The sequence below is a fragment of the Paenibacillus sp. LT-B23 genome, assembly GCF_059417685.1.
This window is the reverse complement of sequence record NZ_JBSQBM010000018.1, coordinates 101480-113391: the sequence shown is the minus strand read 5'-3', so window position 1 is coordinate 113391 and position 11912 is coordinate 101480. Positions and strand designations below refer to the sequence as shown.

General features: G+C 46.0%; 11 protein-coding genes. 2 read left to right on the top strand and 9 right to left on the bottom strand.

The genetic code is table 11. From position 1 onward, the window contains the following. Nucleotides 1–36: 36 nt before the first annotated feature. A complete protein-coding gene (gene fabD / locus ACWXW9_RS21100) occupies nucleotides 37–1248 on the bottom strand; it encodes an ACP S-malonyltransferase (RefSeq protein WP_494931009.1) in 1212 nt (403 codons plus the stop codon). Nucleotides 1249–2055: 807 nt separating this feature from the next. Beyond that, entirely contained in the window at nucleotides 2056–3072 is a 1017-nt protein-coding gene (locus ACWXW9_RS21095; RefSeq protein ID WP_494931008.1) for a WXG100 family type VII secretion target, read from the bottom strand. Between the two features lie 198 nt (nucleotides 3073–3270). Between ACWXW9_RS21095 and ACWXW9_RS21090 the strand changes: the two genes are divergently transcribed. Together ACWXW9_RS21090 and ACWXW9_RS21085 are read left to right on the top strand one after the other, a co-directional pair. Then, nucleotides 3271–4053, top strand: a complete 783-nt coding sequence (locus ACWXW9_RS21090) for a Cof-type HAD-IIB family hydrolase (protein ID WP_494931007.1) — start codon at nucleotides 3271–3273, stop codon at nucleotides 4051–4053. A 90-nt stretch (nucleotides 4054–4143) separates the two neighbouring features. Then, entirely contained in the window at nucleotides 4144–4932 is a 789-nt protein-coding gene (locus ACWXW9_RS21085) for a formate/nitrite transporter family protein (protein ID WP_354453746.1), read from the top strand. A 105-nt stretch (nucleotides 4933–5037) separates the two neighbouring features. On the opposite strand, the gene ACWXW9_RS21080 is transcribed toward ACWXW9_RS21085, so the two are convergent. The 7 genes from ACWXW9_RS21080 to ACWXW9_RS21050 all read right to left on the bottom strand — a co-directional run bounded on the left by ACWXW9_RS21080 (nucleotide 5038) and on the right by ACWXW9_RS21050 (nucleotide 11898). Further along, nucleotides 5038–5283, bottom strand: coding sequence for an HPr family phosphocarrier protein (locus tag ACWXW9_RS21080; protein ID WP_014279995.1), 246 nt, complete (start codon nucleotides 5281–5283; stop codon nucleotides 5038–5040). Between the two features lie 90 nt (nucleotides 5284–5373). After that, nucleotides 5374–6246 (bottom strand): DL-endopeptidase inhibitor IseA family protein, encoded by an 873-nt coding sequence (locus tag ACWXW9_RS21075; RefSeq protein ID WP_494931017.1) that lies wholly within the window; start codon nucleotides 6244–6246, stop codon nucleotides 5374–5376. A 123-nt stretch (nucleotides 6247–6369) separates the two neighbouring features. Further along, the gene (locus tag ACWXW9_RS21070; RefSeq protein WP_494931006.1) at nucleotides 6370–6603 is read right to left on the bottom strand and encodes a hypothetical protein; all 234 of its coding nucleotides are present in this window, start codon (nucleotides 6601–6603) and stop codon (nucleotides 6370–6372) included. A 177-nt stretch (nucleotides 6604–6780) separates the two neighbouring features. After that, nucleotides 6781–8646, bottom strand: a complete 1866-nt coding sequence (locus ACWXW9_RS21065; RefSeq protein WP_494931005.1) for a rhamnogalacturonan lyase — start codon at nucleotides 8644–8646, stop codon at nucleotides 6781–6783. Between the two features lie 156 nt (nucleotides 8647–8802). Further along, a complete protein-coding gene (locus ACWXW9_RS21060; RefSeq protein ID WP_494931016.1) occupies nucleotides 8803–9360 on the bottom strand; it encodes an SLOG family protein in 558 nt (185 codons plus the stop codon). Nucleotides 9361–9721: 361 nt separating this feature from the next. Next, nucleotides 9722–10060: an iron-sulfur cluster biosynthesis family protein gene (locus tag ACWXW9_RS21055; RefSeq protein WP_494931004.1), complete on the bottom strand. Its 339-nt coding sequence runs from the start codon at nucleotides 10058–10060 to the stop codon at nucleotides 9722–9724. Between the two features lie 320 nt (nucleotides 10061–10380). Then, nucleotides 10381–11898 carry a glycoside hydrolase family 30 protein gene (locus tag ACWXW9_RS21050; protein ID WP_494931015.1) on the bottom strand — a complete coding sequence of 506 codons (1518 nt, stop codon included), beginning with the start codon at nucleotides 11896–11898 and terminating at the stop codon, nucleotides 10381–10383. Nucleotides 11899–11912 lie beyond the last annotated feature (14 nt).

Sequence of the window (11912 nt, the reverse complement as noted above, 5' to 3'; positions counted from 1 at the left end):
TTTACAATTTCCAATGACATAACCGATGAACCTTGTTCAAATCATATTCAGAATCGTCTGCTGTTCATGCTCGGGTACTTGTTTAGTAACGAGTATAGTACGGAGTAACTCTAGCACCTCTTTATTAATGGAATTATAATCTGTGCCATCCTTATTATTATGAAGATCATCGATCCATTTTCTAATCTGTTGGCTTGGATAAACAACACCCTCCATATGATTTTCAAAATCCCCATTCCTGTTTCTGGCGATGAGCGCCGCTGCAAACCCTTCCTCCAGGCGCTCAAGTATTTTTGTACGTACACTCTGTTGCTTCCATAGCGACTGTTCCACTACTTTTAGGGAAGATGTACTATTAATAGAAAAGGTTGAAATAACAGGATATCTTTTTTTCATTAGTTGTCCAAGTACTTGCCTAGGCCCCAATTCTAACACGGTACGGATACCATTCTGGTATAGATAATCCATCGTGTCAGCCCAGCGTACGGGTCGTATCATTTGCTTGTAAAGTAAATCATGGATCGATGCTTCATCATGCGGTAAAGCTGTTACATTAGAAATAACCTGCCATTTCCCCTTTCGCAGCGGGAATTTTTTTAGTTCTATCGCAAGCTTATCTGCTGCAGATTTCATCAGGATACTATGAAAAGGTCCGCTTACTGCAAGATAGCTAACTTTACTCTTATCAAGACGTTTTATTTGTTCCACTACTTGATCCAACGATTCTCGATGTCCCGATAGAACGTACTGGTCATCCAAATTGTGACATGCAATAGATACAACTTTACGATCAGTAGATACCTCCGTGCATAAGTTCTCCAGAATTGGAGCAGAGACATTCGCAACGGCAACCATAGTACCTGTTCCATTAGCGGCAGCCTGCTGCATAAACATCCCTCGTTTTCTCACAATTTGAAGTCCATCCTGAAAAGAAAGGTATCCGCTACATACCAATGCAGAGTATTCTCCCAAACTATGTCCTGCCATCAGTTGAGGTTCCAATTCCAATACCTCTTTGCTGACATGATAAGCAGCAAGACTGGCAGCGAGCAATGCGGGCTGAGCATTTATGGTCTGAACAAGTTCATGAGGGTTACCTTCAAAACAAAGTTTTGAGAGCTTAAAACCCAATGTATCATCTGCTTCTTCAAACAAACGCTTTACCACAGTAAAATCATTCCAGAATTCTTTACTCATACCGACATATTGCGAACCCTGGCCAGGAAAAATGAACGATACTTTATTCATCTGAAAACCTCTTTTCCAGATAACTTTTAAGATATCTCTTATTATGTACTTTTCAAATTTAACCTCAGTTGCAAGTTATAACCTTTGAAGTATTAAAGCAGAAATTTAACGGAGTGATAAAAAATATCTTATTTTTTCAAGATGTATCAAGAAAAATATATTACATCCGTATATCGAAATAATTAAAAAGTTTATAATAGTAATTTATAATTAAAATTTTCAACCAATGTTTTACACCTTTTACGAATTAAAATAACTATTTATTTCAACAAAGTCAATCAATTAGTCAACCTTCAAATGTTACATTTTTGTAAATAACAGGTCGTGTTATGTAGATTTTTGTTGCTTATCGACAAATGAAGTCGTTTTCTTGAAAATAATCGATTTTTCTTTATTTTCATCAAATAAAAAACAACAAATTAAAAATATAAATTTGTTTATTTATATGAAAAAATATAAATATATACATTATATTTATATTTTACTGTTTATCCAAATAATAATATTAGATCTTTCTTTAATCTTGCTGCTAATCTATGTTTTATCTAAATCGAGATATAAATTAAAGGAAGGGCTTTAAAAAATCGTTATCTTTACTCAGTGATTTGCTGCCAAAACCATAAATTCTATTCATTTAAGCAACTTATAGTAATTAAAATTTTGGTAAACAAAAAATCTACAGACTTCTCCAGCTAGCAAGTTTTACAGTTTCCAACTGCCACTCACCTGTTCCAGAAAAAAAGACTGTAGATTTTATAGATACTCCTATTCGCATTGAGTATGATCGTTCCCAGCTCATGACCGCTTCTAGTTATAGTCCTCCCAGTAACGGTACTCCATTTCATTCTCACCCTTGGTGACGATGATCATGTTTTCGATATGTCCAGTTTCTTTGTTGGTTCGGTAGATCATGGTGCGGGTTTCGCCCTCATCGGGAACGGAGAATAGTACCTTATCACTGATCATACCACCGCCGATGCCGACGACGTGCTCTCCCCAGCCGGAGGCTGCACCTGAACCTGCTCCACCAACGCCAGTTCCGCGCGACAATATAAGACCTATGCCATATCCGGTGACGGTCTGGGCCGTTTTACCCAGAGCGTGCTCTTCGGCGGATTGGGTATGCTTTTGGACCCAGTAATCATATTTGTCGGTATTTTGCTGGTAGCTGACGACGTTACCTTTTTTATCTATGGAAATATCCGTTTTTGTGCCATCCTTACCCGTCAGCTCGGTGACGGCGACGAGAGAATCAGACGTGATCTTGGACGTTTCTCCTGTATTGTAATCTGTACGGGTCACCGAGTCCTCATATTGCAGCCGCAGGACGTTCATCTGGTCGTGGATTTTCTGCATAACCTGCTTGTCTCCCATCGCCTCGGCATCTTTCAGTAATTTCTCATATTGATGGTATTTATCGGCGTCGGCCCGATCCCAGTCATCTATGTTTTTAGGAGGCTCGGAGGCATCTCCAGCTTGTTTCCCGGCTTCTCCACCGCCCGCCGACGCTGCACTAGCGCTCATAGCCGCCGCTAATGCAGTCCAGAAGCCACGCGGGTTGTCATCCGTACTTCTAAACTTCGAAGCAATGCTTTTCAGCTCAATTTCAATGGATTGAACCTTGTTTAACACGGAAGAAAGCGTATATTTAGCCGTCCGATAGTCGTTATAAAAACGATTTCTCTCCATACCGTCCCACTGGCTGTGAAGATTGTTCATTGTGTTATCCAGGCCGTTTAACTGGTTATACAGTGTTCCGTGGGCATTGGCAAATTGGGAGGCCACGCTATCCAGTTGCTCCGGTGTGACTTGGATTTTCGTCATGATGATCACATCCCGTCTATGAAAATAGGAGATAGGCATTATTTTTTACAGTAATCCTTATTTCATATTGTAAGCTATAGAAGTCGGACATTCATGAGGATTTATACGTATTTGTGTATTCAGGAGCAGTTCCTTTGATATAATGAATCCATATGAGTCCATTTCGACAATACATTATTGAAAGTCAGGTGTAAGAACATGTCAGACAAAAAAATTATCTTTTTCGATATCGACGGTACTTTACTGGACGATGACAAAAAAATGCCGCTAACGGCTGAAAAGGCCGTCTTTGCTTTGAAAGAGCAGGGCCATGAGGTAGCTATTGCCACAGGACGCGCGCCTTTTATGTTCAAGGAAATCCGTGAGCAGCTTGAAATTGATTCTTATGTCAGCTTTAACGGGCAATATGTCGTGCTTCGTGGGGAAGTAGTTGCTACAAATCCGCTGAACAGAGAAGCTTTGCAATCCATGACTGATCTGGCCCTCACACATAATCATGCGATCGTATATATGGATCATACCAACATGAAGGCTAATATTCCTAACGATGAGCTTGTAGAAAAATCGCTTCAAACGTTCAAGGCCAAGCTTTCGGTTGGATACGATCCGCTTTATTTCCAGGGAAGAGATATTTATCAGACGCTGTTGATGTGTACGGTAGAAGAAGAACCTTTCTATGAAGCGGTATTCAAAGCTTTTGACTTTGTGCGCTGGCATCCGAGTTCTGTGGACGTTGTTCCTCACGCTGGCTCCAAAGCAATAGGCATCCGCGAAATTACGTCCAGACTGGGCATTGCCGATGAAAATCAGTACGCTTTTGGCGACGGTTTGAACGATGTGGAAATGCTGACGGCTGTACATAACAGTGTCGCGATGGGCAACGGCTGTGATGAAGCCAAGGCTGCGGCTAAAATGGTAACAAAGCGCGCAGATGAAGACGGCATTTTGTACGGGCTGCAAAAGCTTGGTTTGTTAAGCTAACAGGATTACCGACTAACTGGGCGATGCTTCAGAAAAAATAAGGTCTGTTTAAAGATTTACATCTGTGAAAATAGGAGGTTGTCGTTGGAAATGGAGACGGAGGGCTTACGCAATGTTGAACAGCTAGCCATGAAGAAGTACAAAATTTACAAACAAAGCCTGCTCCGGTATTTGGCGCGTTCCATGCTGGCGAGTATGTTCATCGGGTTCGGTGTTATTGTAGCGTTCAAGACGGGCAACTTTTTTTACATGGAGCATTCTCCATTCACTTATCCCATGGCGGCGCTAACATTCGGGGCGGCTATCATTCTGATCGCATACGGCGGCGGGGATTTGTTTACAGGCAATACCTTCTATTACACCTACGCGGCGCTCCGTAAGAAGCTGCGCTGGAGTGAGGTGCTTCGGCTGTGGGCTGCCAGCTATGGCGGTAATTTGCTGGGTGCGGGGGTATTCGCGCTCCTTATTTTCCTGACCGGGCTGTTTGAATCCTCCAATGTAAACAGCTTTTTGCTGAACGTGGTGGAGCATAAAATGGAAGCGCCTGCAATGCAACTGTTCTTCCGGGCTATTTTGTGTAACTGGCTGGTCTGCCTTGCCTTCTTCGTGCCCATGTTCATGAAGGAAAACGGCGCGAAAATGTTTGCCATGATGCTGTTCGTGTTCTGCTTTTTCATTTCGGGATATGAGCATAGCGTGGCTAATATGTGTACTTTCGCCATTGCCCTCGTGCTGGACCATCCGGGTACAGTCTCTGTCGCTGGTGTGATCCATAATCTCGTTCCGGTTACGCTCGGGAATCTGGTTGGCGGTGTGCTGCTGATGGGAGTCATGTACTATTCGGTGAATCTCCCGTTTTTGGACGAGGAGGAGCATTAAAAAAAGAAGCCGTGGGATCCAAGCGTTCCACGGCTTCTTTGCATTATTTTGAATTAGTAGATTTTTAATTAGAGTATGCAGCGTCTACAGGTGTTTACTTGTCTGTTATCCTTCTTGAGCAGGAAAATGAATAAATTCCTCCAGCTCCTTGAACAGTTTTTTGGGATTGACAGTGTCGGGCACCACCAGAGTCAGCGGTTCATCCAGCTTTAGCACATACATGCCTAAAATGGATTTGGCATCTGCCATGCCGCTTTTGCCATGAATCCAAATGTCATAGGTATAATTCGAAACGATTTGATTGATTTTTTCAATATCCTTAACGTCTTTTACCTTGATGGGTGTCATCATTGCGCAGCACTCCCCTGCCTTGAATTGGGACTTACGAAACAAGTCTTAACTTCACTTTACCCCATATGAAGCATGTTGCAAAATCTTAATTTAGAAAACGACATGCGGTGGGGAGCTGATTTTCCAGTAGCTGCCGACCTTTTCAAAATTTACGGTGATTTTCTCGTTCGCCTGCTTGGTTCCTGCCGGATAAGGCACGGTCAGCAGATAGCTGCGCTTAACCGCGGTCATCGTCACCATTTTCGCTGTAGCCCGGTTGAACTCCAGCAGGTTACCACCATCTGCGTCCAGTTGAGCTAGTTTTCCGTTAATTTCAACAAAAAATTTTCCAACAAATTGCTCACTTGCCTGCTTGGTGTATGCCTGCGTCAGATAGCTGATCAGCTTGGTCTTCGTACCGATGTCCTCGGACAGATAGCGGTAGCTTTTGCCGTTCCACTGGAACGATTCGCCCACCGTGGTACCACCGCTGATCGCGTACAGATAGCGCGACTGCGCCTCCAGCACGAGCGGAATGGCGCTCTCGTGATTCAACTTGTCCAGCTGCGTTGGTTTCACGCTGGTAGCAGCGGCTGCTGCTGGCCCCGAAGTGGACGGCTGCTGCGGCTTGGACGGCTTCGCAGTCGACGGTGCGGACGGAGCAGCCGCTGGCGCTACCGACGCGGATGGACGCGGTGCTGGTGCAGACGGAGCTACTGGTGTAGCGGCTTTGGCGGAATCCGCGGCTGCGGACGGGGCCGATGCTGCTGGAACCGACGGCGCTTGTGCCGGGGCTGGCGCCGTAACCGACGCAGATGCTGCTGGTGCTGGCACCTTGGCTGGGGCCGATGCTGCCGGACTGGCAATGCCCGGTTGCGTCGCTTCCGCTGGAGCGGTCACGGCGGGCGCGGCGGCTGCGGCCTGTGCTACGCTCATAAGCGTAGCTGCGATGCACAGCGCGGATAGCTTCGTATTTATTTTCATACCTGTTTTCATCATTCGATGCACCTCCATAATCATATACCTGCATAAACTGCACACGTTTCTATTATAAGAATCCCGCACCACAATTGGGTTGCTAAATTGTTTCTATTTGCCTTTATTTGTTCATTCTGCACGAAGTTTGTCCGTATTTGCCGGGTGAGTTTCTTCCGACTGCTTCACTCGCTTTGCCTCCACCTCTTCCAGGGATTGGGACAGTTGCTTAACAGACCGGTCAAGCTGCTCCAATCTGTGGCTAAGGGTGACAAGGATATATTTTAACAGAATCAGACTTAATGCAGCAGGGAATCCGACATTGGTTACGAGCGCAATCATACCTTCCGTCGTTAGAGAAGTCACATATCCCGCCTCCTTTTTCATACGTATATTTCGCTAATAAGAACTAATGTTCCCATTTTTATGAAAATCATACGTTGTCTTCTTTGTTGGCACGACAAAAAGAGCTCCGATCAACCCGGAACCCTTTCCGTTTTTGTTCATTCGCGTTTCATTTCGACCTGCAAATTGACCTGCAAATCAAGGGGTGTATATATTCGGCTGCGCGGGCTTGGACATCCCTTCTCCCAGATAAAACCCAGTGTGTGGAGGCTGGTTATAGGCCACGTTCTGCCACGCTACACTCAGGCGGTACAACGGATCATGCATAAGTGTATAAAAACGATACTCTGACTCATATGGTGTTGTGTAGATACGCAGTGCTGAATTGTCGCTTTTGCGCCAAATCACTTCCTCGCGCCAGTCTCCGAACAGATCGGCCTGCAAGGACGGAGTTCCTTTCGTTCCGTTATTGGAGCTGGTGCCCGTCGCCGTAAGCAAATTGGAAGTGGTTGAGTTGGTATAGTTCCACTTGTCAATTTTGCCAGCGCTCGACGAGGTATGGTCCAGCAGCTCACGCAGCAAATCGCCATCCCACCAGATTCCAAAATTAGTGGAGGACGGTAGCGTATTCGTGATAAGCTCTCCTTTGGCAGAACGTACGCCGATGCCCGGTGCCCATTGTTCGTTGCCCTTGGTACGCGGGTCAATGTCTGCCGACATACCTCTTCCGGTATCCTTGCCTGTATTTACGCCCCATAATATGTTTCCATTACGCGGGTCATACATGGCAGCGCCGTAGGTTGCATTTTTGTCCTCGTTTACCTTAAACACTTCATAGCCTGAACGGTCCGGGTCCAGATCCCCAACATGAAGCGCATCGCCGTGTCCCATGCCCGTATTTGTTAGCTTGGTCCCGTTATCGTCCACCACCAGCGAGCCGTACACGATCTCATCCTTATCGTCTCCATCCACATCCGCCACACTCAAGCTATGGTTGCCCTGTCCAGCGGTTCCGGCATTGGTGGAGCTATTGCTATCAAAGGTCCAGCGTCGATTCAAGTTACCATTACGCCAATCGTACGCGACCAGAACCGTCCGGGTGTAATAACCCCGTGCCATCACAATGCTGGGCCGCACGCCATCCAGATAAGCAACCCCGGCGAGAAAACGATCCACCCGGTTGCCATAATTATCTCCCCAGCTAAATACCGTTCCCCGTGGCGGTACATAGTCAATCGTGCTAAGTGCTTTGCCCGTATCGCCCGAGAACACGGTCAAAAATTCAGGCCCGTCCAAAATATAACCACTGGCATTGCGATAATCCGCCGAGGCGTTGCCAATGGTCACCCCTGTGCCATCTTTAGTGCCGTCTGCTGTTTTGCATACGATTTCTGCTTTGCCGTCTCCGTCAAAATCATAAACGAGAAATTGCGTGTAGTGCGCTCCAGCCCGAATGTTCCGACCCAGGTCGATTCGCCATTGGCGTGTTCCATCCAGCTTGTAGCCGTCCAAAAATACATTTCCCGTGTAGCCAGATTGTGAATTGTCCTTGGCATTGGAAGGGTCCCATTTTAACACAATCTCATACTCGCCATCCCCATCCAGGTCACCTACACTGGCGTCATTGGCATTGTACGTGTAGCTCACCTTATCCGGGGTTGTACCACCCGCAGGCTGCTGGATGGGAACATCCAGATAGTTGTTGCTCCATACCTTTACCGCAGGAGAAGCAGCCTGTTCTGTTCCATTCACCACGGCACGAACCGTGTACGAAGAGGAAGTCGTACCTGCCTTGTCCAGAAAGTTGGTTTTCGACGTAATCGGCGCATCATTGACCTTGCTTGTCCCTCTGTACAGATTGAAGCTGACCAAATCCGCTTCCGTGCCCAGCTGTCGCCAGCTCACCAGCACACCCTCTGGCACCTTGACCGCGACGGCTCCCCGACTCAGCTTTTCCATTTGCCTCGTAGAAGCAGCAGAGACCTGGCAATCCATCGGGGTGACTGTTCCACACAAAATGACACCGAGACAGAGCAGCGCAGTATACCGAAATCTTTTTTTCATCTGAATCCTTAACTCCTTTCATAATTTGTTTTTCAATAAATTTATTTTATCTGACTGATAAATTATTGTTGTTTAAATTTTATGATAGCGCTTACATAAAAGTAAAGGGACGAATACGTCCTTTTTGTTCAATAATCCGAGCTAATGCTTTAAAAATCAGAGGTCCATGAATAATTGTTCTTCATCCGCTATGCTCTGGATATCCTCTGAGCTAATGCTGATATATTGATAGCCTTCTGCCTGTTGTTTTTTTAATGCCATTTCTTTCATAAAACGTGGGCTGCCCTCCCCGGCATCCTCGTCATAAACGAGCAATAAACCATCGGTTTTGCGGAAAAGCAGTTCATCCCGTGCCTTGAGTTGCCATATTCCCTGATAAGGCTGGCGGCTGACTACTCCCACATAGTCAACTCCCTTACAGATCTGCTGGAAATACTCCTTTTTGTCCTCTTTCCACTTTTCCTCCATATTTTGATAGGCCGCCATAATGGAGCATTTTAAGTGAGGATATTGCTGCTTCAGTGAAATTGCCACTTCACAGGCCCACAGATCCACCCCGTACTGGCCAGGGGTAATAATCCACTCCAGTCCTTCTTCAATCAGGGGAATGAGCCTGCCTGTGATCGCCTTTTTGATATATGGAATGCCTTCGTGCTTTTGGTTGAAAATATTCAATTCATGAGCGCGGTAGCCCGAAACGAGCAAGTTTTTCATCATCTCAACGTCCTTCTCCGATTATCATAATGGTTATTGTACCACTTACAAGGAGACCCTAAATAACTTAGTTCTTAGAGGGCTGAGTGAATATGTCCAAATAGACGAACTTCGCTCCATATTTGCTGGATGAGGTTCGTCTTTTGGGATTCGCTACTGGTTTCGTGTTCATGCTTCTTTATGAATAATGCGTTTGGTAAATTTGTTCTCCTAATATTCTTGAAATTGGGCAAGATTATTCTTTTCCATTAAAAACCGCTCTCTATTTAAGTTTTATTCCCAATTTATCAAAAAGGGATTTCATATTCGCAATAGTCGTCTCCGTTTACATTACATACTTCCCCTAGCCACCCAGCACTCTTCAAGTAGACGATTTGACACGCACATCTTTCATTCTAATGTTGCTGCTGAATAGGCCCGCATCGCTGCTCAATTTAAATGACGGATAATTAGGGTCTGCCTCAAGCCGCATTCTGCTGTCGAATTGCTGCTCCTGCTGCCGGTCTACAAAAAAAGAATAGGGCTCGGACTGAATGACTATATCGGTAGCATTGGGCGCAGTGATAACCAAGATGACAATTACGCCGTTACATCCGCAGCCCTCTGTGTCATAAAACAGCTTAAATACTCCCGGTCGTGCTGAAAGCGCGTTCGCTAATCGTTCAACTGACAAGGGGTCCAACTGTAATTGTATATTCATGAGGCTATTCTTCTCCTTTATGCATGAATACTTGGAACCGTGATTCCAAAAGAGCGAAATTTAAACAATGTATATGTATACATTATAGTTAAGCTTTTCATTGTACTTGTGTGACTGCACTCACTTTTTGAAGGATGGAGTGATGGTCAGTGCCGAACCATATTGAAAAAATCTTATCATCCGCCTCTGAAGCAATTCTGAACAATGTTAAAATTTTATCTTCTCACGGCTTGAACTTTAGAACACACAAAAACGAGCACCCAGCCGTATAGGCTGAGCGCTCTAAATCTACTGTAAGCATTCAGAAGAATGGTACATTTTTATGAAGCCGAAGAGCTCCATTGAAAGGTAGCTGCCGATTTGGCTGGAAGCTTGCACGTGAAGACTTTGCTTCCTTGCCGAACCTTGAAAGTCCGCTCGTCCGCTCCCGTATTAGCAGCAATCAGGACAAGGGTACCGTTGGGGTTACGGTAGGCGACCGTTTCAATATTTCCGCTGTACTGCGTGGAATCAATACGTACCGCACCCGGGCGAACAAATTTGCTGGCATGTCCAATCGCATAGTATTCCACATTTTTTGTAACGGCACCGCTCAACGGATCAATGGTAACCACACCGCGACAGTTGGTACAGCCACCATTTGTCGGGCCGCCGGATGGATCAAGCGCCACGTTCCAGAACAGGACATTTTGCGACCAGTTGCGAGGTGCGCCGATGATCAGCTTGGACATATCCCAGCTCAAATTATCTCCAAAATCCGGACTCCACTGCCCCCCGCTGCATTCTGTCATGAAAACGGCCTTATTCGGAAAGGCATTATGCACGTCTGTCATCGCTGTAGCCTCTCCTTTGTAGCAGTGAAAGGCCGTGCCATGCGTATAGCTTCGGGCTTGCTCATCTCCCATCACCATGCGGGCATAGTCACTCCCGGTATCCCAGTTATGGTCAAAAGCAATAATCTGGGTAGACAATTTGTTCCGACTTAGGGCAGGACCCAGATATTGCTTAATAAAATTTGCCTGCTCGGCTGCCCCCATACTCATGCTGGGATACTTGGACGTGGTGAACTCCGGCTCATTTTGAATGGAAATCGCCTGAATCGGAATGCCTTCGTTCGCATAAGCCCGAATATAACGTACAAAATAGTCAGCATACGCGGAATAGACGCGCGGATCGTTGTAGTCCAAATACCAGCCATTGAAGGTCTGCTCCCCATATTTCATCCAGGGCGGCGCAGTCCACGGGGTTCCCATAATCCGAAGGTCAGAATTTCTTCGTACGATCTGCTTTAGCACATCCGTCACGTCCCGATCCTTGGCAATGGAAAAGTGGTTCAGATCATAGTCCTTGCCTGATGCCACATCGTCATAGGTATAGCTGCTGGGCTGTCCCTGTTCATCCACCGAATAATCGGATGCCCCGATGGTGTGACGAATATAGCTCAATTGAATACCGCTCGCGGTAAACAAATCGTTGAGTAACTGGTCACGCTGATCCGGAGACATGCCGTGAATCATCAGATAAGCGGACGAGCCGGATACCGCTGCGCCGAACCCCTCCATCGTCTGGTAACGAATATCTGGCTTTACCTCAACCGTCAGTACGTTCAAGTTCGCTGTGTTGCCTTTAGCATTATCGTTACTCCAATGTATCGGAGCTTGCTCGGTCAAGCGATTCGCCGGGTCCGGTGTCGTCAGCCACATGCTGACGTCACTTTCTACTTTCGGCTCAGGGTTATTTCGTATAGCAATACTGACCAGAATAGCACAGACCAAAATCGCAGTTGCAGCTACGAGCAGCCACATGTTGGAACGTCGTTGCTTTTGGGGTTTCTTCATCGTCCTCAGCCTTC